General features: G+C 46.8%; 23 protein-coding genes. 9 read left to right on the top strand and 14 right to left on the bottom strand.

The annotated features are described in order from the left end of the window. Positions 1-17 precede the first annotated feature (17 nt). The 7 genes from ymfI to AC07KQ_RS04500 form a co-directional block, all read right to left on the bottom strand. Positions 18-746 (bottom strand): elongation factor P 5-aminopentanone reductase, encoded by a 729-nt coding sequence (gene ymfI, locus AC07KQ_RS04530; RefSeq protein WP_013245560.1) that lies wholly within the window; start codon positions 744-746, stop codon positions 18-20. Beyond that, complete coding sequence (yfmH, locus tag AC07KQ_RS04525; protein WP_004469407.1) at positions 746-2,038, bottom strand: EF-P 5-aminopentanol modification-associated protein YfmH; 1,293 nt, start codon at positions 2,036-2,038, stop codon at positions 746-748. Before yfmH ends, ymfI begins: the two co-directional genes overlap by 1 nt. Beyond that, positions 2,035-3,297 (bottom strand): EF-P 5-aminopentanol modification-associated protein YfmF, encoded by a 1,263-nt coding sequence (gene yfmF / locus AC07KQ_RS04520; RefSeq protein WP_274991043.1) that lies wholly within the window; start codon positions 3,295-3,297, stop codon positions 2,035-2,037. The genes yfmH and yfmF overlap by 4 nt, the downstream gene beginning before the upstream one ends. A gap of 8 nt (positions 3,298-3,305) precedes the next feature. Continuing rightward, positions 3,306-5,627, bottom strand: coding sequence for an FtsK/SpoIIIE family DNA translocase (locus AC07KQ_RS04515; RefSeq protein WP_480156621.1), 2,322 nt, complete (start codon positions 5,625-5,627; stop codon positions 3,306-3,308). A 172-nt stretch (positions 5,628-5,799) separates the two neighbouring features. Next, complete coding sequence (locus AC07KQ_RS04510; protein ID WP_003564159.1) at positions 5,800-6,210, bottom strand: DUF1149 family protein; 411 nt, start codon at positions 6,208-6,210, stop codon at positions 5,800-5,802. Between the two features lie 126 nt (positions 6,211-6,336). After that, positions 6,337-6,846, bottom strand: a complete 510-nt coding sequence (gene trmL / locus AC07KQ_RS04505; RefSeq protein ID WP_003564157.1) for a tRNA (uridine(34)/cytosine(34)/5-carboxymethylaminomethyluridine(34)-2'-O)-methyltransferase TrmL — start codon at positions 6,844-6,846, stop codon at positions 6,337-6,339. A gap of 254 nt (positions 6,847-7,100) precedes the next feature. After that, a complete protein-coding gene (locus AC07KQ_RS04500) occupies positions 7,101-7,943 on the bottom strand; it encodes a methyltransferase domain-containing protein (protein WP_003569501.1) in 843 nt (280 codons plus the stop codon). 65 nt (positions 7,944-8,008) lie between these two features. On the opposite strand from AC07KQ_RS04500, the gene AC07KQ_RS04495 reads away from it, so the two are divergent. The 3 genes from AC07KQ_RS04495 to rpsN all read left to right on the top strand — a co-directional run bounded on the left by AC07KQ_RS04495 (position 8,009) and on the right by rpsN (position 10,570). Next, positions 8,009-8,956: a magnesium transporter CorA family protein gene (locus AC07KQ_RS04495; RefSeq protein ID WP_003564155.1), complete on the top strand. Its 948-nt coding sequence runs from the start codon at positions 8,009-8,011 to the stop codon at positions 8,954-8,956. Between the two features lie 239 nt (positions 8,957-9,195). Further along, positions 9,196-10,173, top strand: coding sequence for a GMP reductase (locus AC07KQ_RS04490; RefSeq protein ID WP_032674946.1), 978 nt, complete (start codon positions 9,196-9,198; stop codon positions 10,171-10,173). Between the two features lie 127 nt (positions 10,174-10,300). Beyond that, the gene (gene rpsN, locus AC07KQ_RS04485; RefSeq protein WP_003564153.1) at positions 10,301-10,570 is read left to right on the top strand and encodes a 30S ribosomal protein S14; all 270 of its coding nucleotides are present in this window, start codon (positions 10,301-10,303) and stop codon (positions 10,568-10,570) included. A 111-nt stretch (positions 10,571-10,681) separates the two neighbouring features. Here the strand turns inward: rpsN and AC07KQ_RS04480 are convergent, their stop codons facing one another. Beyond that, a complete protein-coding gene (locus tag AC07KQ_RS04480; RefSeq protein WP_003564152.1) occupies positions 10,682-11,059 on the bottom strand; it encodes a PTS glucitol/sorbitol transporter subunit IIA in 378 nt (125 codons plus the stop codon). Between the two features lie 270 nt (positions 11,060-11,329). On the opposite strand from AC07KQ_RS04480, the gene AC07KQ_RS04475 reads away from it, so the two are divergent. The 4 genes from AC07KQ_RS04475 (at position 11,330) to AC07KQ_RS04460 (ending at position 15,264) form a co-directional block, all read left to right on the top strand. After that, the gene (locus AC07KQ_RS04475; RefSeq protein WP_013245557.1) at positions 11,330-12,370 is read left to right on the top strand and encodes a lactonase family protein; all 1,041 of its coding nucleotides are present in this window, start codon (positions 11,330-11,332) and stop codon (positions 12,368-12,370) included. 203 nt (positions 12,371-12,573) lie between these two features. Continuing rightward, positions 12,574-13,392, top strand: a complete 819-nt coding sequence (locus tag AC07KQ_RS04470; RefSeq protein ID WP_013245556.1) for an undecaprenyl-diphosphate phosphatase — start codon at positions 12,574-12,576, stop codon at positions 13,390-13,392. Positions 13,393-13,413: 21 nt separating this feature from the next. Next, a complete protein-coding gene (locus AC07KQ_RS04465; protein ID WP_013245555.1) occupies positions 13,414-14,049 on the top strand; it encodes a copper homeostasis protein CutC in 636 nt (211 codons plus the stop codon). Between the two features lie 156 nt (positions 14,050-14,205). Further along, positions 14,206-15,264 (top strand): FAD:protein FMN transferase, encoded by a 1,059-nt coding sequence (locus AC07KQ_RS04460; protein WP_003569478.1) that lies wholly within the window; start codon positions 14,206-14,208, stop codon positions 15,262-15,264. Between the two features lie 108 nt (positions 15,265-15,372). Here AC07KQ_RS04460 and AC07KQ_RS04455 read toward each other — a convergent pair whose 3' ends face one another. Genes AC07KQ_RS04455 through yjbM form a run of 3 tightly spaced genes read right to left on the bottom strand, consistent with a single transcriptional unit; the run spans position 15,373 to position 17,745 of the window. Further along, entirely contained in the window at positions 15,373-16,275 is a 903-nt protein-coding gene (locus AC07KQ_RS04455) for an RluA family pseudouridine synthase (protein WP_012491275.1), read from the bottom strand. Next, positions 16,275-17,072, bottom strand: a complete 798-nt coding sequence (locus AC07KQ_RS04450) for an NAD kinase (protein WP_003564146.1) — start codon at positions 17,070-17,072, stop codon at positions 16,275-16,277. Before AC07KQ_RS04450 ends, AC07KQ_RS04455 begins: the two co-directional genes overlap by 1 nt. 1 nt (position 17,073) lies before the next feature. After that, positions 17,074-17,745 carry a GTP diphosphokinase gene (yjbM, locus tag AC07KQ_RS04445; RefSeq protein ID WP_003564145.1) on the bottom strand — a complete coding sequence of 224 codons (672 nt, stop codon included), beginning with the start codon at positions 17,743-17,745 and terminating at the stop codon, positions 17,074-17,076. A gap of 193 nt (positions 17,746-17,938) precedes the next feature. Between yjbM and AC07KQ_RS04440 the strand changes: the two genes are divergently transcribed. Next, positions 17,939-18,532, top strand: a complete 594-nt coding sequence (locus tag AC07KQ_RS04440; RefSeq protein ID WP_003564144.1) for a CYTH domain-containing protein — start codon at positions 17,939-17,941, stop codon at positions 18,530-18,532. A 69-nt stretch (positions 18,533-18,601) separates the two neighbouring features. Continuing rightward, a complete protein-coding gene (locus AC07KQ_RS04435) occupies positions 18,602-19,237 on the top strand; it encodes a DsbA family protein (protein WP_003564143.1) in 636 nt (211 codons plus the stop codon). Between the two features lie 189 nt (positions 19,238-19,426). Here the strand turns inward: AC07KQ_RS04435 and AC07KQ_RS04430 are convergent, their stop codons facing one another. The 3 genes from AC07KQ_RS04430 to AC07KQ_RS04420 form a co-directional block, all read right to left on the bottom strand. After that, positions 19,427-20,482, bottom strand: a complete 1,056-nt coding sequence (locus AC07KQ_RS04430) for a competence protein CoiA (protein WP_274991045.1) — start codon at positions 20,480-20,482, stop codon at positions 19,427-19,429. A 109-nt stretch (positions 20,483-20,591) separates the two neighbouring features. After that, entirely contained in the window at positions 20,592-21,935 is a 1,344-nt protein-coding gene (locus tag AC07KQ_RS04425) for a PFL family protein (protein ID WP_013245553.1), read from the bottom strand. A gap of 48 nt (positions 21,936-21,983) precedes the next feature. Then, a complete protein-coding gene (locus AC07KQ_RS04420; RefSeq protein WP_003564140.1) occupies positions 21,984-22,250 on the bottom strand; it encodes an ACT domain-containing protein in 267 nt (88 codons plus the stop codon). Positions 22,251-22,383: the final 133 nt, after the last annotated feature.

Raw genomic sequence — 22,383 nt, 5'->3', positions numbered from 1 at the left:
AAGAAATCCTTTGTTTCCTAGATTCGCCAGCCACCTGTAACATATAAAGTTTGTCCTGTTAGATAAGCAGCATCTTTTGCAACTAGCATAGTCACATAGTAACTAATATCTTGTGGGGTCGCAAATCGTGCAGCAGGAATTTCCTCTCGAACCTTGGTCAAGGTCGCTTGATCAAACATTTTAGTGTTCATTTTTGTTGTCACTGCACCTGGCGCGACCACATTGACCGTGATGCCCAGACTGGCCACTTCCTGAGCATAGGCTTTTGCAAAGGCACTTTGCGCGCCTTTGACAGTACTATAGGCCACTTCCATCGCTGAACCTGCGCCACCATAGACAGACCCGATAAAGACAACGCGGCCATGACCGGACTGTGCTAATTTGTGCTCGATCTTCGTTAAAAGAGCCATCGGCGTCAATAGATGCACGCGCATCAAAGTTGTTAATTCAGAAACGGTTGTATCTTTAAATAAATGATAATACGTCATCCCTGCCGCAAAAATGGCCGCGTCCAAGCTAAAAAGCTGGGCCGTCAAATCATCCAAATGACGATCATCAGTTAAATCATACTGTAACGGAATAAAATCCTGATTCGGATACGCCGCTTGAAAAGTCGCAATTTGGCTGGTAACCACTTGTTCGTGTTCAAAATAGTGCAGGTACAATGACCAGCCATCGTGGGCCAACTTTTTAGCCACCGCTTGGCCAATGTCACCCGACGCACCAACAATCAAAGCTGCTCGCATCAATCTGCCTCCGGAATCATATCTAAAACGGTCAATGCTTTCGCCTGAAAAACCTGATCAATCATAGCTTGTAAATCCGCTAGCGTGATGCTGCTCAAAATCTCGGGGAAATCAAACAAACTCGCCTGGCCAAAACTCAACGCACTTAGCTGATTGGCCACACCATTCAGTCCGTTAAGGCCAGCGTAGTATTTACCCAGTGACGCCCGCTTAATTAGAGCAACCCGGTCGCGGGTCAAATCCGGCTGCGTCGCTGCGTTTAGCAACACATGTTTGATCGCATCACTTAATGCATGCGGATCATCGGTATCACCACCGACCAAGCCATAACTAAAGCTGCGCTGGTTCGTAAAATCAAAATCAAATGAGTCATCAATCAATCCTCGGTCATACCAATCTTGATATAACTGGGAAGAATCGCCAAACAGAACTTCTAGCAAGAGCCGAATGGTTAATTGGTACCGCCAGCCCTCAGCCGTCGTAGGAATCGCAACCTGCCCTTTGATGCCGACCAGCGTCTTTGGGCGACTAATTGGCATCTCCAACTGGCGATATGGCACGATATCATCCGTCTGCAAATCCGCGTGAACGCCACGCACAATCGCCTGTGGCGCCGGAAACTGTTTGGCTGCTTGATTAGCCGCAACAAAAGCCATAATGGCATCAGCGTCAATATTTCCCACAACAATCAACGTCATGTTGCTTGGTTGATAGAAAACCCGATGAATCGTATACAACATTTCCGGTGTGATTTGGGCAATACTTGCCACTGTGCCAGCCACATCAACATGCGCCGGATGGTTTGGAAAAAGGTTTTCTAACAAACCAGCATAACCGCGCCACCCCGGATCATCCTGATACATTTGAATTTCTGACCCGATAATGCCTTGCTCCTTAGCAACTGATGCCTTAGAAAAAAATGGCGTTTGCACAAAATCCAGTAAAATCTGTAAGTTCTTCGTCAGCTGCGTTGTTGTAGAGAATAAAAAACTCGTTTTGGTCGCACTCGTGAATGCATTTGCTGATGCCCCAGTTTCACCAAAAAGATCAAAGGCATCATGATCTTCCTTTTCAAATAGCTTGTGCTCAAGAAAGTGGGCAATTCCGGCCGGATAAGTCACCATCTGTTTGCCATCTGGTGCAAATTGCGTATCAATCGAACCATAATCGGTTGTCATGATCGCATAGCTTTTGTGATACGCCGGGCGAGGCACAACTTGCAATCGCAGCCCGTTCGATAGCGTGGTCGTGATCACCGTTTCATCGACATCACTAAAATACTGTGTCTTCATTCGCTATCCTCCCCAGTCAAGAAATAGGTGGCCTGCAATTTCATATCTGCGGCGGCCTGTTGAACCGCTTGGCGATCAACCGCCTTAATCCGCTGAGCAAACTCATCAAAATTCTGTGGCGCATCTGGTACTAACAACTGATACAACGCCTGGTTTGTCAAAAACCGTGGGCTGTCATAGGCGGCACGCTGATGATCCAAAATGCCGTCCTTCACGGCCTTCAATAGGGCGTCAGAAAAATCGCCATTGACCACTGCCGCCAACTGATCACGAATAAGATCAGCAACTTGCTGACGATCTTTTCCTTCAATCCCGGTTTGAACCAGCATCAAGCCGCGAAAAGCATCGAACATGGAGCTCGCATAATAAGCCAAACTAGCCTTCTCGCGGACATTGGTGAATAGAAGTGACAAGCTTGAGCCGCCAAATAATTCCTCTGCCACCAATGTTGCTGCATATTTGGGTCCCATCAAATCAGTTTCAACATGATAAGCCAAGTCAAACTTGGCCTGTTGCGCATTCACCTTGGTTGTTTGGGTCAGCACATCTGGATGCGTCGGCAAATCAAACGCCACTGCTGGTACGGTTTGTGACCGAGCATCAAGTGGCCAATCAGCAAATAATGCTGCCACTTGCTCAGGATCAACATCTCCTAACACCGTGATGACGACCTGATCATGCTGCATCATTTCTTGATAGTAAGTAGCCAAACTGGACGCCGTCAGCGATGCAAGATCTTCCCGCGTCCCAAAACTCGGAATAGCCTGATCCTGATCGGTTCCAAAATATAGTTGCTGCACTCCCAGCGCCGCTTGGGTTTGGCGATCATCATCTAGACTGGCTAAATAATGATCCAAATTCTCCTTTTCCCGCGCAAAAGTGGCTTCGTCAAAACTACCCGCCTGCATGTTGGGTTCAAACAAGATGGTGCGTAAGAAGGCCGCTGCTTGAGGCAATAAAGGCGTATCGGTAAACCGATCATCCACGGTACTCATCGTCACGCCAATTCGATGCAACTTGCCTTCACGGGCCACGCCAATACTGAAATTAGCGCCATAGAGCGACTCGAGATGTGCTGACAAAGCTGCTTGCGTCGGATAGACAGCGCTATTCGTTTCTAACAGGCTTGTTAATAATGTTCGTTTAGTCACTGTTGCCCGTTGCAACGGTGCTAAAAATTGCACATTGATGCGGGTGGTTTTAAATTGCGTTGTCGGCAAGACAATCAACCAAACACCCGGTTTCATTTCTTTTCGCATAAAACTCCTTATGATGGCGTACCATTCGTTACTTGTTCTGGCGTCACAAAGACTTTGCGCGGTTTGCTGCCTTCACTTGGCCCAACAATTTGATTGGCTTCAAGATCATCAATCAAGCGCGCCGCTCGATTGTAACCAATTCGGAAGCGTCTTTGCAGCATTGACGTCGAGGCACTCTGCTGTGAAATGACAAACGCCTTCGCATCATCATATAGCTCATCCTCTGAATCACCGGGTTTCTCAGCCTCCGTATTTTCCGTTGGCGTCATGCTCTCCACATATGCAGGTGAAACTTGGTCAGTAATTTCCTTAACAACTCGCTCAACGTCCACAGATGGTATGAAGGCGCCTTGAATTCGCATCGGTTTAGATGCCCCAATTGGTGAAAAGAGCATGTCGCCGCGACCTAGAAGTTTTTCGGCACCGTTACTGTCTAAAATAGTTCGTGAATCGATGCCACTAGACGTTGCAAAAGCAATCCGCGAGGGAATATTCGCTTTCATTAGCCCAGTGATGACATCCACAGACGGCCGTTGTGTCGCAATGATGACGTGAATACCAGCCGCTCGTGCCATTTGAGCCAAGCGGACGATGGCAGTTTCAATTTCGTTACCTGCCACCATCATCAAATCACTCAACTCATCTATGATCACGACAATATACGGCATCTTTTGTTGGCCGCTTGTCGGATCAGCCGCCACCTTTTGATTAAATTCGGTCATATTCCGCACGCCAGCCGCAGCAAAACGTTGATACCGCTCATCCATGGCCGTTAAAATCTTGTTCAGCGCACTTGGCGCCCGTTTAGCTTCTGTCACAACCGGCGTTAATAGATGCGGCACGCCGTTGTATACCGACAATTCAACCCGTTTAGGATCTATCAACATTAAGCGAACATCACTTGGCTTCGTTCGCATTAAAATGCTAGTTAAAATGACGTTGATCATGACTGATTTACCAGAACCGGTGGCGCCGGCAATCAGCAAGTGCGGCATTTTTGTCAAATCAAAAGTCACGACTTTGCCGTTCACATCGCGACCCAATGGTAAGACTAATGGGCGATCAGGCGACTTCGGCGTTTCTGCCATGACTTGTTTGAAGCCGACCGTTGCAATGTGTTGATTTGGCACTTCAATCCCAATCAATGATTTACCAGGAATCGGTGCTTCGATTCGGATATCCTTTGCTGCCAAAGCTAAGGCCAGATCGTCCGAAAGATTGACAATCTTTGAAACCTTAACGCCGACCGCTGGCTGAATCTCGTATTGGGTAATCGATGGTCCAAGTGTGGCACTTTTAACCGCAACATGAACCCCAAAACTTTCAAAGGTTTCTTTTAGTTTAACCCGATTTGTTTTGATCGCCTTGTATTCAGCACTTTGATCAACTGGCGGAATCGTTGTCAGCATGTCAAGATCAGGCAACTGATAATTCGTGGAAGGATCGTCTGCATCAAGTCCAGATGCCGCTTCACTAGGCTCAGGTTGTGGCGCAGTCGTAGCTGACTGCGGCTTAGGTTCTGTGCGTGGCAAGGGAGCCGGTTGCGTCGATTCGTGAACCGGTGCCGGCCCGTTAATCGTGAAATCATCCTGGTGATCAGGTGTTTCACTGGGTGCTTCGTTTTCGGTAACCGGCGTAGTTGTCTGTGGCTTCGCAGAAACGGTTTTTTTCTGCTGGGCAGCCGCTTTTTGCGCGCGCTCTTTTTTCATAGCCGCCACGGCTGCTTGTACCTGCATCACGCCATGTTTACAAGCTTGCCCACACCGCTGCAACCAATTAAAAACCTGATTCGCACCCACACCTAGAAAAGCTAATGTGCCAACAACGATGCCTAGCCATGCAAGAATCGTTGCACCGATGCTGCTTAGTAAAGGGGCAAGTAACGCATACAACCCCGCCCCGATCAATCCCCCGCCAACACTAGAGGCCGTCGTCATTAGGCCGAAATCATTTTGAAGTAGGCGCCAGGTCGCCAACAAATAATGACTGTGCACATTCAATGTGGTCATGGTGCCTGCGCTTAACAGTACCAAGGCACAAATTAAGATAATTGCCAGACCAACCCACACATGCCGTGCCAATTTCGGCAATCGATCTGCGAAGAGAAACCAAATCCCCATCAGGATCATCCCTGCGCTGACAACTAGAAAGCTATCACCAACAACCAATCGGAAAACATTAGCAAACACGGTTCCGACAATGCCTAACCGGAAAAATGCCAAGCTGGCGAACACCACAAATAACGCACCGACCCAACTAAGGGTGTGCTGTTGTTGTTTGGTAGGTCGTTTTCTGCGCGGGCTTTTGCGTCCGCTGCGTTTCTGTGCCATCGTGATGCTCCTTTCATACCCGCCTATTATACACGAGCTGAACTCGCAAATAAAAAGCCATGATGATTCAGCGATCATTGAGCTAAAAGACAACGCCTGTCGTCAGAATGCATTCGCGCTCATCAAAAAAGCGGCTGATAACGGCCGCCTTTCATCATGACTCAACTTTGTCTTATTTTGTTTGGCCCGGTTGTTCATCACTGGCACCAAACTGAAGGTTAACCCCTTGATCCAAGGCAACTGCGGTCACTTGGTAAGTCAACGTTTCAATGGTTTCAACCAATGGCCGGCTTAGTTTGCCAAGTTCGGCTTGCGGCAATTCATTTGCCTCACCAAAATAATCCAAAACCTGCACGATCTGGGTAATTTTGCCAGAAATCTCAAAACCGGCATCGTCAGGGACAACGTCAAATGGAATCATCATCTGAAAAAGATTGCCTTTTTTCAACTCATCTTGTTTAGCGGGATCTGACCATTCAATCTGGCGCATGGCAACTTGCAAGTCGTTCTTAACCGGTGTTCCTTGCTTAACCAAATCATAGTGAAAAGATTCAACCGCGATAGGGTAACGTTTTGTTTCCATAAATACAGCCTCCTAAACGCGCTTGCCAACCGAGAAACCTTCTTGTAAGCGTCCTTTTCCATAACGGTCAAAGCCATTCACATGCCAGTTTCTACTCGAGCCAGCTCGCACACTTCTATTGTTGGGTTACTTTAATTTGTCGTGCTCGTACGTATGTGATGTTTCAAGTCCTGCAAAATGCTGCTGGCGTAAAGCTTCATAAATGACCAATGCTGCGCAATTTGACAAGTTCAACGCGCGGACGTTGTCAGTCATGGGAATACGTAAGCACTGATCGGCATGATCGCGCATGAAGCCTTCCGGTAGTCCCGTCGTCTCTTTGCCAAAAAGGAAATAATGATCCTGATCAATGTCGGCATAATCTCGGTCTGAGTATGTCTGATCAGCAAACTTAGTAATAAGGTAAAGGTGTTGCGGTTCCTTAACGGTTGCCATGAAGTCATCCAGACTATCATGATAGATGATCCGGACGCGTTGCCAATAATCCAGACCTGCACGACGCAGATGCTTATCATCTGTCTCAAATCCCAGTGGCTTGATGAGATGCAAATAGCTATTCGTTGCTGCACAGGTTCTGGCAATGTTCCCGGTATTTGCCGGAATCAGCGGTTCAAATAAAACAATGTGATTCGCCATGTTATCTTCCCTTCAACGCAAGTGGTTTAAGTTTAGCACATTTAACTTGCACGAACAGGCCTTGTGGACAGGTCAATTTGTAAAAATAAGCAAGAAAAAAACGCATTGCTTCGGAGCGCACTCAGCGAAGCGATACGTTAGTGAAGTAATTTATCGCAAACTTTTATCAATTACCCAAAAGCTAGCCCTGATAAAAGTTAAAAATAAATAGCTTAAAGGAATATTAACACCAGCCATCGATGTTTACAACCCTTTTACTTGACAAGATGCGACACAGTGAGCAAATCAACATCAATATGGATACTAATCGGCGGTGCAGCAAGCATTTGGTCGCGTTGATCGGCGGGCGCCTGCCACGTTAACGGGGTCATGGCCATTAAATCACCAAATTGAGTTGGCGCTAACGGAAAATCGTAGGTGATTGTCTCCTGACTCGCATCAGGGAAAGCTGCTAAGAACCTTTTTAAGACAGGCTCATTGTTATACACAGCCTTAGCCGTCCCGGAGTATAAGCCTTCCCGGATTTCTCGAAGATAACCCGCCCGCGGAATAATTTTCAATAGCTGACCATCAGGACGCAGCACACGTCTGAATTCACGATAATTACCTGGCGAAAAGATGTCGGTCACGGTATCAAATGCATCGTTAACGAAAGGCAGGTGGGCCAGATCCGCAACCGCAAACAGAACTGGTGCCGCTAAGCCGCCTGCTAGATTGATCGCCGGTGATGAGATATCAAAACCCACGGCAGTTTGTTGACCCGCCTCGGCCAAATACGCAGTCGGCGTGCCTTCCCCGCAGCCGACATCTAACAGTCGTTGATGTTTCGGAAGTTTGGCTGCCATAGCTGCCAAAAATGGGGTGAACAAACCAGCGTTCAACATTCGCCGCCGTGCGGCTAACATCGGCGTCGTGTATTCGGTGGCTACTTGCTGATTCAGGAAGTTCAGCGTCCCTTTGTGGCTGAAATCGCGTACATGTCCGTTGACACAAACCAACGATCCCGCTGTCACCTGTAATGGTTGGCCACAGACTGGACAAGCAAAAAGCGGTGCTTGTGCTGCGGCCAAATGAATTTTTGTTTCACGCTTACGCATGTGTTTCCCTCCTGCATCCTGCTGTTGCTTGTTGTAAACTAAAAGAAAAAGCCAAGGAGCCCGCTATGCTTGCAATTTATCGATTTGATGACAAAACCGGTCAACTGAACCAGCAATCCCGCATCAGTCCGGGGGTCTGGATCAATGTGGTTGATCCTACTCCTGCGGAACGTCAGCAACTACAGGACAAAGCTAAGCTCTCAGAAGCTTTCCTTTTGTACGGCCTTGATCCCGATGAAGGCGCCCGTTACGAATACGACGAAGATAATGATAGCCATCTGTTTATTTTCGACATGCCCATCGTCACACGGGACGCACGTAAAAAGGTGGTGTACGAAACGGCTCCGCTAGCGATCATCATCACTAATACCGCGGTGATCACCATCAACGGCGAGCCGATTCCACTCCTCAGTCTTTTTGCAGAAGGTAAAGTCAGTAACTTCGACCCTCGCCGACAAAATCGGTCCGTGCTGCAGTTCCTTTACCAGATTTCAATCAGTTACCTAACCTACCTACGTGATCTAAACAAGGCACGTGAAGCCAATGAAAACAAACTGCAACGCAGCCTCCGCAACGAAGAACTCTACGGCTTGATGGGCATTCAACGGTCACTGGTTTATTTTATGATGAGTTTGCGGACCGACCGCAACGTCCTCGAACAATTAAAACGCAGCAATCCTCTTGGTTTGGATGAAGACGACCAAGACTTTCTGGAAGACACCATCATCGAAAATCAACAAGCCATCGAAATGGCACAAATTAGCAATTCTATTATTAACGAAACGGCAGACACCTACTCGTCAATTATTAACAATAACATGAACGGCGTCATGAAGTTCCTAACTTCTTATTCAATTTTGTTAACCATTCCCACTTTGGTCTTCTCGTTTTACGGGATGAATGTTCATCTCCCTTTGGCTGATATGAAGGTGAGCTGGATTATCACCATTGCCATTTCCGTTGCCATTGCGGTGGTACTTGCCTTTCAATTTTGGCGCAACAAGTTTTTCTGAGCCTTCTGTGACGTGTTACATCCTCGTTTGCCGCATCAATTACCACTGTCGTTTTTCTAAGCCGGGCAACCGGCTTTTCTTTTAATTTTGCAAAACACGAACATTAAAAAAGAATATATGTACTTTTGATTGACTTTTACAAAACTTTCGCGTATCTTAGCACTTGGTGTTTTGAATAACACCAATAATGCTTAACAATGTTCGGCTTTTGCGAAAGGATGAATCCGATGAACAACGGCATGCAGATTTTTGATTACGAAGACATTCAAATGATTCCTAACAAGTGTGTGGTGCAATCACGTAAAGAGGTTGATACCAGCGTGAAATTTGGCCCGCATACTTTCAAGATTCCAGTCGTTCCCGCTAATATGCAAACCATCATCGATGAACCTTTGGCGATCTGGTTGGCAGAGCACGATTACTTCTATATTATGCATCGCTTCCAGCCGGAACGCCGGATGGATTTTGTTCGCGATATGAAAAAGCGCGGCTTAATCGCTTCAATCAGTGTCGGCGTCAAGGATGACGAGTTCGATTTTATCGAAGCGCTGGCTGCTAATGAGCTGACTCCTGACTATATCACCATTGATATTGCCCACGGTTATGCTCAGGTGGTCATTGACATGATTCAACATATCAAACATTATTTGCCAAATGCCTTTGTGATTGCCGGTAATGTCGGCACCCCAGAAGCTGTCCGGGAACTTGAAAACGCTGGTGCCGATGCTACCAAAGTCGGCATCGGTCCTGGCAAGGTCTGCATCACCAAATTAAAAACCGGTTTTGGTACGGGCGGCTGGCAATTAGCTGCTGTTCGTTGGTGCGCCAAAGCAGCCCGTAAACCCATCATTGCTGATGGCGGCATTCGCAATAATGGTGACATCGCCAAGTCAATCCGCTTTGGCGCCACCATGTGCATGATTGGTTCCCTTTTTGCTGGCCATGAAGAAACACCTGGCAAACACGTCAACATTGACGGCAAGGAATATCAGGAATATTACGGTTCAGCGTCCGAGTATCAAAAGGGCACCCACCACAACGTTGAAGGCAAAAAGATCTTGTTACCTGTCAAAGGCAAGATTGGTGACACGTTAAAGGAAATGCAAGAAGACTTGCAGTCAGCTGTCTCCTACGCCGGTGGCCGCGATCTCGAGTCCTTGACCAAGGTCGATTATGTCATTGTTAAAAACTCGATTTTCAATGGCGATCAATATTAAACGCTTATTTTTTGTAAGTGTTGCGAGCGGCTTAAGGCTGTGCTATGCTATGTGGGTTGAACTGTTCGAACAGACACGTCGTTAAAAAACGTTAAATACAAACCACAAATAAGGAGTGATTGCATACATGGCTAAAAAGTCAAAGATTGCCAAGGAAAAGAAGATCGAAGCAACGATTGCTAAATATGCCCCGTTGCGTGCCAAGTACAAAGCTGAGCATAATTACGCTGCCTTGCAAGCTTTACCGCGGAATGCCTCACCCGTTCGCGCGCACAGTCGCGATGAACTTGATGGTCGGCCGCATGCGTACATGCGCAAATTCAAAATGTCTCGTTTGAATTTCCGTGATCTAGCGCATAAGGGTCAAATTCCAGGTGTTCGTAAGGCATCATGGTAAAAAAAGAAGATTTCAGGCTGATAGATCGCCTGAAATCTTCTTTTTTTGTTGACCGTAAGCAGAAGCGGTTAGAAACTGGCGCATAACTGATCCAAGAACTCGTTGTCACACTTAATTGGCTTGCGTGATGTAAGTTAGTGTCGTCCCAACCTTAAATGTTGGTCGATGGGTCGGTTTTAAATAAATTGCGTTTTGCATCGGCTTGTCTGCTGGTACAGCTTGGAACAACAGGGTAACGTGCCCAATCGCCTTCAGGTTACTGTTAGCAAGTTGACCGACATAAGTCATCTCAAACGTCTCATCATCGATTGTTAATTGGTCGCCCGCCTTGATAACCAGTTTTTCCAAAGCTGACTTATCAGCGAACTGCTGGATCACCGCGACGTCGCGTAGTGCGTCTGTTGCTTGCGGTCCAAAGAGAATAATCATCGGATCCTTGGAACTCAATGCATCCTTACCAATAGCTGTTACTGTTGCTGTCAATTGCATGGTCGTGCCTCCGTTTGCCTGTCATTTTTAATATCATAAGTGTTTGTTATCTGAGCTTCGCTGCCAACATAATGCGATCTCGTTAAGGCCCATGATGGCGCTGAGTTATGGGCTGTGGCAAATCGTTTGATTAAAGGTCTGAAAATTCCTTTAATGATAGCCTTATTGGCCAGCTATTTTCATTAAACGTTGACTCACGCTTTATATCATAGCATAAGCATCAGCCAAACATGCTATACTCAAATCAAATTCGAAAGGAGCAACTTGAACATGAAGCAAAGACTCTTGTTAGGCGGTTATACGCGTCACGGCGGTGCAGGCGTCTATGCCGGTACATTTGATAATGACGAAGCGCATTTGCCGACCCCTGCCCCATTCATTACTGATTTGGGTTCACCAACCTACTTAGCCGTATCTGATGACAATATTTTATATGCGGTAGACGCAGAAGGTGATCAAGGCGGTGTCGCGGCTTATGACCTAAATGTTGATCCACCGCGCTTGATTAACAAGGTACTGCAGGCAGGTTCATCCCCCGCGCATATCTCGATTGATGCGAATCGTCAGCTGGTTTATGCCAGCAATTACCACGAAGGCCGAATCAATGTCTATCGCATTAAAAATGATCATGGTTTGGCTTTAACGGATGAAGTGAAGCATACCGGTAACGGTCCGCGACCGGAACAAGATAGTGCCCATGTTCATTTTGCTGCTGTCACCCCTGACTTTCAGCGAATAGCGGTCGTTGATCTGGGTAATGATACCTTAACAACCTATGCTGTCAACGATGCCGGCAAACTCAGCGATCCGGTTATTTTTCACACCGAACCTGGCTTTGGCCCTCGCCACTTGGCTTTTAACCACAACAACCCGATTGCCTATTTACTAGGTGAGCTTTCAAGTCAGGTTAGCATCCTAAATTATGATGCGGCAACTGGTCAATTCAAACTCATTGCAACGTTGCCGACCATTCCGGAAGATTACACCGATCACAATGGTGCTGCTGCGATTCGACTGAGCAGTGATCAACGCTTCCTTTATGTATCCAACCGCGGTCATAATAGTATCACCGTTTTTGCCGTCAGTCCGGATGGCCGAAATCTGTCAGAATTGCAACAAATCAGTACGGCAGGCGATTTTCCTCGTGATTTCAATTTCGATCTCACTGAACACTTTATTCTCGTGGTCAACCAAAACACTAGTAATGGCACACTCTATAGTCGCGATGCCAAAACGGGACTCTTGACCGAAATTCAACGTGATATTCCGACGCCAGAAGCCGTTAACGTTTTATTTTTATCGGCTAAGTAAGTTAAACCGTCTGTCTTATGTTTAACTATCGATACAACTTTTTATTGGCTCAGCCCCCAAGACCTGTTTTGCTTGGTGGCTGGGCTTTTTTTGCCTCCCAAAAAAGTTGCTGAATTACGTAAGATGACTATAAATTCCGAGTTGAACGTGGCAAGCCTTGCAAAACCTTGTATACTGTTAACATTGAGAATTGGAGGGTTATTATGTTTGACATTATCAAGGCCGTGATCATCGGTATCGTTGAAGGGTTAACGGAGTTTCTGCCGATTAGTTCAACCGGCCATATTGATCTGGTAAACCACGTCATTAAATTATCGCAGAGTCAGGATTTCATTAATATGTTCGAGTACGTGATTCAGTTTGGCGCTATTCTCGCCGTCATATTGCTTTATTTCAATAAGCTGAATCCCTTTTCCAAGCCGACAGCCAAAGCCCGCAACGCAACTTGGCAACTGTGGGCAAAAGTTATCATTGCAGTTCTGCCGTCAGTCGTTGTTGGCCTCCCGCTTAACAACTGGATGGATGAACATTTACATACACCACTCGTAGTCGCAACAACCCTGATCATTTATGGGGTGCTGTTCATTATTCTAGAAAACTACCTCAAGAATAAAAACGCGCATATCACCTCTCTGGCAGACATCACTTATCAAACCGCCTTACTGATTGGTCTTTTCCAAGTCTTGTCAATCGTCCCTGGTACATCACGATCTGGCGCCACAATTCTAGGCGCCTTACTAATCGGGACTTCTCGCTACGTTGCTACCGAATTTTCCTTCTTTCTGGCAATACCGACCATGGTTGGCGTGTCGATTCTTAAAATCGGCAAATACCTGTGGCAAGGCAACGGCTTCTCTGGTGAACAATGGGCTGTTTTGATGACAGGTTCCATTGTTTCTTTCCTCGTCGCCATCGTTGCCATCAAGTGGCTGTTGAAATTTGTTCAAACGCATGACTTCAAACCGTTTGGCTGGTACCGAATCGCTTTAGGTGCGATTGTCTTATTGGTCATGTTTATCTAAGCTAGTAAATGGAGGTCCGTCATGTTAAAAGAAATTGCAGTTGAAAATTATACATCGATTCCTAAAGCAATCGCGGCCGGGGCTGATCGGATTGAGCTCAATGACAATTTAGCGGTTGGTGGCACAACTGTGTCTAAGGGCGTTATGGCAGAGAGTACAAAATATGTTCATGAACATGGCCGTAGCCTCATCACCATGATTCGTCCACGTGGCGGTAACTTTGTTTATAACGATATTGAATTAAAAATCATGGAAGCTGATCTTTTTGAGGCACAGGCGCTTGGCGTGGATGGCGTTGCCTTTGGTGCTTTGACACCAGATGGCGCAATTGATGAAGACGCGATGACCAGCCTCATTGCTGCCAGTGCTGGCATGACCGTTGTTTTCCATATGGCTTTCGATGCCATCCCAGAAACCAAGCAGTTTGCCGCAATTGATTGGTTGGCCGATCATGATGTCGAGCGTATCTTGACCCACGGCGGTCCTTTGACCACCCCCATCACCGACACTTTGCCACGCCTGCAAGCCATCATCAACTATGCAGGTGATAAAATCAGCATCTTGCCAGGCGGCGGGATCACCAGTCAAAACGCTGCTTCAATCGGTGAGACATTAGGTGTGAAAGCTTTACATGGTACAAAACTAATCGCGTTCTAATGAACCACGCCACGGAAAGGCTAGTTATGCGGGCAACCGCCTGGATAACTAGCCTTTTTTGCTGCCATACGCTTGACGAGCGACAACCAGGGCTTTCTTTTTCCATAACGCGCGGTATGATATTCAAAGGGAAAGATGAAATGAGGGTTATGTAACATGCGAAAATTCGTCATCGGTTTACTTGCTTTTATTGGTTTTCTAACTTTGTCCGGCTGTCAAAAAACAGCCAGTCCAACTTACTTGAAAACCCCATACACACAAAATGAATTTGTCATGGGCACCACTTGTACTTTGACAATTTATGATAAAGGTAAAAAATCCGCCTTAAAAGACGGATTTGCCATGATTCATCACGTCGACGCCGAGGCAACTTTAACCCGCGGCGGTTCGGTTTTGGATAAGATCAACGATAATGCCGGAATCAAGCCGGTCAAAGTGCCTAAAGATTTTATGCCCTTACTTGAAAAAGCCTACTACTTTTCAAAAAACTCCAATGGCAGTTTCGACATGGCCATTGGAGCCGTCACCAATCTGTGGCAAATTGGCCTGCCTGGCGCGCGCGTCCCGGCACAAAGTGAGATCGACAAGGCCTTGCCACTGGTCAACTGGCGCGATGTCAAACTCGATACCAAAAATAATACCGCCTATCTGACCAAAAAAGGGATGCGGCTTGATTTTGGCGGGATTGCCAAGGGCTGGGTTGCTGACAAAGTGAAGGCCGTGCTCGCCAAAGATGGCGTCACAGCAGCGATTATTGATCTTGGCGGTAATGTCGTTGTCATGGGTCACTCACCACTTGGTACCAATCGCGATTGGCACGTTGGGATTCAAGACCCGACCGCGCCGCGTGGCACTGCAGTGGGTACGATTCCTGAAAGCAACGAATCCATTGTGACAGCTGGCACCTATGAGCAATACCTAATCTCCAATGGCCATAAATACATTTATCTTTTCGATCCTCAGACTGGCTATCCCTATGACAACAACTTGGCCTCAGTCACGATTGTCTCGAAAAATAGTGTTGATGGCGATGCCTTATCCAATGCTGCCTTTGATAAGGGATTAAAAGGCGGTCTGCAATACATGAATGCCAAAAACAGCGATCATATTCAAGCAATTTTCATTACCAATGACAAGAAGATCTATTTAACCAATGGCCTCAAAAAGCAATTCAAGTTTGATGCCGATTCAGGTTATCACAAAGGCAACTTCTAGTTCGCTTGAAGCCGCTAATTATGTTCCTGAATCATAGTATGTTAAAAGCCAGTTCCTAATTTTCGGGAACTGGCTTTTGTCATACCTTGTTTAAACTTTTGCGGCGGCTCAATCTTGCTGCGATAATTTCAACTTCGCCGCTAACGTTGCCATATCAGCCGGAAGTGGTGCATGTAAATCAATCAGTTTATGCTTCAACGGCTGCCAGAAACGCAAATGGGCACAATGAAGTGCTTGTCGATTAAAGCCGTGCGTATCAGGACTGTATAAGCCATCACCATACAACGCATGACCAATCGCGGCAAAATGAACCCGAATTTGATGAGTCCGCCCGGTATGCAACGTGACAAGCATCATGGCCCCAGCCTTATTTTGGTCAAGTGTTCGATACTCCGTGACAGAAGCTTTGCCAGTATCGGTTACAACACGACGCATATAAAAGCCGTCACTGACGCCAATGGGCAATACGATCCAACCATGAGTTGCTAAAGGTGTTTGTGCGGTCACAATTGCCACATACTGTTTGACAAAGTCTTGACTGTGCAATTGCTGATCCAACAAGCTGTGCGCCAACCCATGCTTGGCAAAGACCATCAACCCGCTGGTGTCGCGATCCAACCGTGTCACCACATGAACGGCCTGACTTTCAGCTTTGGTTTTAATTAAATAAGCCTTGACCATATTCGCCATGCTGTTATTTTGGCGCCCAACCGCTGGAATAGATGCCACCCCGGCCGGTTTATTCACTATCAGATAATCGTCATCCTCGTAACTGATGGCCAAATCATGCGAATAAGGCACCACACTGTCTGCCGCGTGCTCAGGTGCTGTCTGTACCAAAATTCTGTCCCCCGAGCGCACCGGATAAGCGGTATGCCGTTGCCGTTTGTTGACAAAAACAAATCCGCCTTGATAACGAAGTTTCTTAAGCTGTGCACGGGAAAAACCCTGTTGTTTTAAAAAAGCCGCCAATTTCAGCGGCGGTCCCTCATACTGCCATTCAAATCGCATCAGTGTTTGGCTCCGATAAAGGCGTCTTCAACACGATCCCAAAAATGCATATGCCGGTAGCGTGCAAAATGAATCCGTTCTTTCGCAATTTTATACCGAATTTGTTTGATTGTTGGTGGATTGATGACGAACTGATCCACAGTCATGACGTAATCATCGCGACCTGTCGGCTCCAATGTCACCCACTCGTCTGGTGCCGTGATAATCGGCGAACTGAGGGTACGAAAAACCCGATTATTAATGGACGCAATTTCGGTCATTTGCAACGCATCCAATCGCGGATGAATCACAGCACCGCCGTTAGACTTACTGTAAGCTGTGGATCCAGTTGGCGTCGACACACACAAACCATCCCCGCGGAAACTCTCAAAGAAATCGCCTTTGATATAGACTTCCGTCCGCATAGTACCGTTTAAACGCTTCAAGGTTGACTCATTCAATGCTAGATAATGAGCACTGGTCGCGTCAGCATAAGTCGCCTGAACATCCAAAAGTGGGTAGCTAACGCTTTGTCCAGAGTCTTCTTTTAAGGCGATAACTAAATCTTCAATTTCAAAATCCCGCCAGTCTGTGTAAAAACCCAAATGGCCTGTATGCACACCGATGAAGCGAATTGAGTTTAACTGATCCGCATAGCGATGAAAGGCCGAAAGGAGCGTACCATCACCGCCGATGGTAACGACCACCTCGGGATGCCGCTCATCAAGCTCAAAGTGACCGCTCTTCAAAAGCTTCGTCAGCTTTTGGGCAGCCGTGATTGAGGCAGGTATGCTATTATGGAAAACTGTCACACGCATCTTACTCATCCTTTTTATCGTCATGGTGATCCTTTGTTTTCGAATGTGGCTGCTGCCCTTTACCATAAACAAACAGATGCTGGGCTTCTTGAATTTCTTCACGAATATCTGACATCTCTTTATCCAACATAAAGGAAGCCTCCGCTGCCCGCTTGAGCCGCGCCTTCAAAGTATCCGGAAATTCGCCATTATATTTGTAATTCAGGCTGTGCTCAATCGTTGCCCAGAAGTTCATGGACATGGTTCGAATCTGGACTTCCGCCAAAATCTTTTTTTCACCATGGATGAGTTGCACTGGATATTCAATCACCACATGGTAACTGCGGTAACCAGAAGGCTTCACGTTGGTCACGTAATCGCGTTCTTCCACGATGTTCATGTCTGTGCGTTGACGAAGGAGTGCCACGACTTGATAAATGTCTTCAACAAACTGACACATGATTCGCAGACCAGCAATGTCCTGCATATCCTGTTCCAAAAGTTCGTCACTGATAAAACGCCGACTTTGTTTTTCAATAATCGAACTGACCGGTTTAACCCGCCCCGTCACAAATTCGATGGGTGTGTGTTCATTGGCCTGTTGAAATTGTTTACGCATACCGCGAAATTTAATTTTCAATTCCCCGACTGCTTGTTCATACGGCATTAAGAAACTATCCCAGTCCCTTTGCATTGCTGGCCCTCCCATACTAAACTACTGATGATACGTTGCGTGAGGCTTGGCCGACAAACGACGGCTATATTCCAGCCAGACTGGTTAAGAAGTACGGCAACCCGTAGCTTTCTTGCCAGCCAAGTCACTCACGACCACCATTCTATCATATTTTTGTCTCGTCACCGTTGCCCTTTGTCTTTGGAGGCAGTTCATGTCAATTTCTCGCGAACAGGAATTTAAAACAACTTTAACAAAGACTGATTTTCTAGCGATTCTCAATCAGTTTGATTTTGAGCCGGGCTTCAGTCAAATGAATACCTATTACGATACACCGACTGGCGCCGTCAAAAAGGCAGGCCTAGGCTTGCGCATTCGTCAGTTTAAAGATCGTGCGGAACAAACCTTAAAAGTTCCTAATAAGAATCAACATCGTGATTTGGAAGAAATTACCGATCCGCTGACTTCAGTTGAAGCCCGCTCCTTGATTGATCAAGGTCAACTTAAAACCGGTCAAGTCACAACGGCACTAGCAGCCCGTGAAATTGACCCCGCAGCGGTTCATCCGCAAACCCAAGCAAAAACGACCCGCCGTGTAGCGCATCTTAAAGCAGGTTTGTTGACACTCGATCAGACTTTTTACATGGACAACACCTCTGATTTTGAGTTGGAAATGGAGTACCATGACCTGCCACAAGCTCAAGTTTTCTACGATACTTTGTTGCACCAATTCAACATTGAAAAACGGCCGGTTATCAACAAAGTTCAGCGCGCATTCATGCATGTGCACGATTCACAAGCTGATTAATTGTACCCTGCTCATTTTCTGATAAAGTAAATGTAAGAATCTGTTGTTGGCGAATTGGAGGCCGTTAACGTGATAGAAATTTTTCTTTTTTTCAATCCAATCGGGAGCGTCTGTCTGGGCACTGAACAGAAATTACTCAGACAATTGGATAAATTCCAGCAGGAAGTGCGCGTCCACTTCGTTCCCGTTCTTAATTTAGATATCATGGAACAATTTATGAAACGTGAGCAACTGAGCGTAGGTAATCTTGCTAAACGCAACCAGCTGCTCCGTGCAGCTTACAACCTTGCGTTGGATTATAAGGCTGCACAATATCAAGGCAACAAAAAAGCACGGATGCTCTTGTTGCGGCTACAACAACACGCACCTCTGGTTCAATACCAATATGATGCGGCCTTTGTGGCAAAGATGCTCGACAAATGTAAGCTGGATCAAGAAATGTTTTATGAAGATCGTCAGCGTTCCGAAGTTAAAATGGGCTTTGACTCCGATCAACGAACTGCTAACCAAATGGGTATCACTCAAACGCCTTCCCTTGTCATTGTTGACACCGATCGCAAAGTAGATGACGGCCATGCTGTTTTGATCGAACAAATCGGTGACCCAGCACTCATCCCACATCTTTGCGATCTCATCCGAACAGATCCCGCCGGTTTCTTCACCGAACGGCCCGAAAACATGGGGAGCAACTTTAGAATTTTTTAGAGCGTGAACAGACTCGGCTAGAAACCGGCCTATCAGTGGTCTGAAGTGATGACCGGTCTTCAGGCATTGTGTTCAGCGTCCTTACATGCCGGTTTCTGGGTCTACAAACACGTTTCCATAAGCGCACAAACCGTCCCATTTTCCCACCTTGCGAATCGTGATAAGCAATCAGCCTCATCAGACTTTGCCTTAAGCAAAGTCTTTTTTCATGGCCAATTTTCGCTCAAGATCGGCAAACCAAACAGGCAAACGCTGCCACTGATAACGACAACCATCTTCCTGAACAACGAAGCCTTCTGCCAGCAACACTTGCAGCCAGTGGGCACCCATCATTTTCCCGAGCGTGCCAGCTGGCAACAAAGGCGTCCAGATATTCGGCAGGCCCGCTTGCCAAAATTGACGGTTGGCAGTCGCGGTAAAAGGCTGTCCTTCAAAGATCAACAGCCATTTGAGTCGCAGTTGTAGTTCTGGAACACCAAAATGCCGTAACACATGGGGCCGACTGTGAACGAACCATGGAGAGCCATTCAAATTGCGGCCCTGTTGATAAGCAGCTGCTTGCAGCGTCATCCACGGTTGCACCCGCTTTTGTAAACTGATGGCAATCTGCCGAATTTGTCGTTGCGGATAAGTCGATTCTGCCTGCCAAGTTTGAGTTGGCGGATCATCATGCTGAAAGCGCGTTAGCCAACGGCCTTCATTTCCAAACTGAATCCGTACCAACTCACCAACCGTTGTCTGTAAATGCCACAAAGTTAGCCGATGATCTTCGATGCTCAAAAACTTTCGTGCTTGTATCTTGCCTTCAGGATGCCAGTATCGATGACCCAATACCCATGTCACTTGCCAACCACGCGCATGATACATCATTGTCCGTTTTTGCAGATCTGGCACGCTTAGCGGGCTTGCTTGAAATTCCAATACCCTCGGCGGTTTACTTGCAACCAAAAGATCTGCGCGCTGGCGAATGGTTGCATCATAGTATTCCAACGTTGCCTGTTCGCCATGCTGTTTGAGCCAAGACGCCAACCACCATTTGCCAGTTAGGTGCTCTATACTCTCTGGTTCACCCTCACCCATTGGTTGACTTCGGTGAGCAAAATGGGCAGGCATTACGGTTCCGTTTTTGATGCGAACGACCTGCTTGCAAATAGGACAGTGAAAGGTTTGGTGTGTTAAATTGGCCGCCTGGGCATGACTTGTCAATGTGACACGTTGATTGTTTTTATCTAGGGCTACAAACATACGATTCACCTCATCAAAACATTACGCACCGCAACCAAAAAGCCCTGCTGCTACTGGCAATTACCAGCAACAACAAGGCCTAAGTCGGATCGTTTAAAAATGAGACGCGTTAGTTCTTAAAGCTATGGATCGGGGCTGGGATACGGCCACCACGATTAATAAACTGCTGCGCATCGCCATCGTTAATTGCCATGATCGGCGCAGTACCGAAAATACCGCCGAATTCAACGGTGTCGCCCACCTGCTTACCAGGAACTGGAATCACTCTGACTGCCGTCGTCTTGTTGTTAATCATTCCGATAGCAGCCTCGTCGGCAATCATGCCGCTAATCGTGGCGTCAGGAGTGTCGCCAGGCACCGCAACCATATCCAAGCCAACTGAACAAACCGCCGTCATCGCTTCTAGTTTTTCCAGACTGATTTGACCCTTGGCCGCTGCGGTGATCATATTAGCATCCTCAGAAACCGGAATGAAGGCACCTGATAATCCGCCGACACGTTCAGCCGCCATGATGCCGCCTTTTTTGACTGCATCGTTTAGCAACGCCAACGCTGCCGTTGTGCCTGGTGTGCCAACATGACTGAGTCCCATTGTTTCCAGAATTTGCGCCACTGAGTCACCTTTTGCCGGTGTTGGTGCCAAACTGAGGTCAACAATGTTAAACGGTACATCAAGGCGATCCGCAGCAACTTTACCGACAAATTGGCCCATCCGTGACACTTTAAAGGCGGTTTGTTTAATCGTTTCACAGATCTCTTCAAAACTTGCCGCCGGTTTGGCCGCGATCGCCCGTTCTACAACACCGGGACCGGAAACACCTGTGTTGATGGCAACATCACCTTCTGAAATCCCCCAAAAAGCACCTGCCATAAACGGATTGTCTTCAACAGCATTGCAGAATACCACCAGTTTCATCGCATTCTGCGGCTTGCGCATGGCAACCTCTTTGACGACCGTGCCCATCAACTTAACAGCGTCCATGTTCAAACCGCTGCGTGTACTGCCGATGTTCACGGACGCACAAACGCGTTCCGTGGTGTCTAACACCTCCGGCAAACTCTTCATCAATGCAGTTTCTGCTGGCGTACTACCGTTTTGAACGAGAGCGGCATAGCCCCCAATTAAATCCACACCTAAATCTTTTGCAGCTCGATCCATCGCTTGGGCAATCGGGCGAAAATCGAGGTTTTGATCCGCGCCAGCTAGCAAGCTGACCGGGGTCACGCTAATACGTTTGTTGACAATTGGAATTCCGTATTCGTCGCTAATGGCGTCAGCTACCGGCACCAGATTGGCAGCTTTTGCCATAATTTTGGCATATACTTTGTCGGCTGTGGTTTGCAGGTCACCAGTTACACAATCCAACAAGGAAATCCCCATGGTAATCGTTCGGATATCCAGATTCTCTTCACTGATCATTTCAATGGTTTCTTTAATTTGTTGAGTTTCCATCACTGGCTCCTTTAGCTCTGATAAGTACGATTGCCGATCCAACGCATATTAAAGCCGATGCATGGCATCAAAAATCTCTTGACGGGCTACTTTGATCTCAACGCCAATTTGATCACCCAAGGTCGCCAATTGACTTTTTACCGTATTGAAATTGCCATTATCTGGAATTTTAGCTAGCAGCATCATCGTAAATGCACCTTGCATGATAGTCTGTGAAACATCCAAAATATTAACATCTAAATCTGCTAAAGCAGTGGTTACTTGTGCGATGATCCCAACTTTGTCGGTACCGATAACCGTTACGATTACTTGCATAGGTGTATATGTCCTCTCTCTAAACGCTATCGTGGTCAAATGTGGCTTTATTTTACCATAATCCCGCTCTCGGTCAGTAACGTTTTTAAGTCACCAACAAGTTAATCATCAAAAAAATTTTTTGACACCCACT

The organism is Lacticaseibacillus sp. YLM2-1, assembly GCF_056583465.1.
Note: the sequence above shows the minus strand (reverse complement) of the source record. Positions and strands in the feature narration are given on the sequence as shown.

Excerpts from the sequence above, each read along its gene's own strand:
- AC07KQ_RS04460 (WP_003569478.1), top strand. The coding sequence starts at position 14,206 with ATGCGAAAATTCGTCATCGGTTTACTTGCTTTTATTGGTTTTCTAACT.
- yfmF (WP_274991043.1), bottom strand. The coding sequence starts at position 3,297 with ATGCGAAAAGAAATGAAACCGGGTGTTTGGTTGATTGTCTTGCCGACA.
- yjbM (WP_003564145.1), bottom strand. The coding sequence starts at position 17,745 with ATGCAAAGGGACTGGGATAGTTTCTTAATGCCGTATGAACAAGCAGTC.
- trmL (WP_003564157.1), bottom strand. The coding sequence starts at position 6,846 with ATGGCGAATCACATTGTTTTATTTGAACCGCTGATTCCGGCAAATACC.
- AC07KQ_RS04515 (WP_480156621.1), bottom strand. The coding sequence starts at position 5,627 with ATGGCACAGAAACGCAGCGGACGCAAAAGCCCGCGCAGAAAACGACCT.
- AC07KQ_RS04420 (WP_003564140.1), bottom strand. The coding sequence starts at position 22,250 with ATGCAAGTAATCGTAACGGTTATCGGTACCGACAAAGTTGGGATCATC.
- AC07KQ_RS04425 (WP_013245553.1), bottom strand. The coding sequence starts at position 21,935 with ATGGAAACTCAACAAATTAAAGAAACCATTGAAATGATCAGTGAAGAG.
- AC07KQ_RS04440 (WP_003564144.1), top strand. The coding sequence starts at position 17,939 with ATGTCAATTTCTCGCGAACAGGAATTTAAAACAACTTTAACAAAGACT.
- AC07KQ_RS04475 (WP_013245557.1), top strand. The coding sequence starts at position 11,330 with ATGAAGCAAAGACTCTTGTTAGGCGGTTATACGCGTCACGGCGGTGCA.
- ymfI (WP_013245560.1), bottom strand. The coding sequence starts at position 746 with ATGCGAGCAGCTTTGATTGTTGGTGCGTCGGGTGACATTGGCCAAGCG.
- AC07KQ_RS04450 (WP_003564146.1), bottom strand. The coding sequence starts at position 17,072 with ATGCGTGTGACAGTTTTCCATAATAGCATACCTGCCTCAATCACGGCT.
- AC07KQ_RS04490 (WP_032674946.1), top strand. The coding sequence starts at position 9,196 with ATGCAGATTTTTGATTACGAAGACATTCAAATGATTCCTAACAAGTGT.
- rpsN (WP_003564153.1), top strand. The coding sequence starts at position 10,301 with ATGGCTAAAAAGTCAAAGATTGCCAAGGAAAAGAAGATCGAAGCAACG.
- AC07KQ_RS04455 (WP_012491275.1), bottom strand. The coding sequence starts at position 16,275 with ATGCGATTTGAATGGCAGTATGAGGGACCGCCGCTGAAATTGGCGGCT.
- AC07KQ_RS04480 (WP_003564152.1), bottom strand. The coding sequence starts at position 11,059 with ATGCAATTGACAGCAACAGTAACAGCTATTGGTAAGGATGCATTGAGT.
- AC07KQ_RS04470 (WP_013245556.1), top strand. The coding sequence starts at position 12,574 with ATGTTTGACATTATCAAGGCCGTGATCATCGGTATCGTTGAAGGGTTA.
- AC07KQ_RS04495 (WP_003564155.1), top strand. The coding sequence starts at position 8,009 with ATGCTTGCAATTTATCGATTTGATGACAAAACCGGTCAACTGAACCAG.
- AC07KQ_RS04500 (WP_003569501.1), bottom strand. The coding sequence starts at position 7,943 with ATGCGTAAGCGTGAAACAAAAATTCATTTGGCCGCAGCACAAGCACCG.
- AC07KQ_RS04465 (WP_013245555.1), top strand. The coding sequence starts at position 13,414 with ATGTTAAAAGAAATTGCAGTTGAAAATTATACATCGATTCCTAAAGCA.
- AC07KQ_RS04510 (WP_003564159.1), bottom strand. The coding sequence starts at position 6,210 with ATGGAAACAAAACGTTACCCTATCGCGGTTGAATCTTTTCACTATGAT.
- AC07KQ_RS04430 (WP_274991045.1), bottom strand. The coding sequence starts at position 20,482 with ATGTTTGTAGCCCTAGATAAAAACAATCAACGTGTCACATTGACAAGT.
- yfmH (WP_004469407.1), bottom strand. The coding sequence starts at position 2,038 with ATGAAGACACAGTATTTTAGTGATGTCGATGAAACGGTGATCACGACC.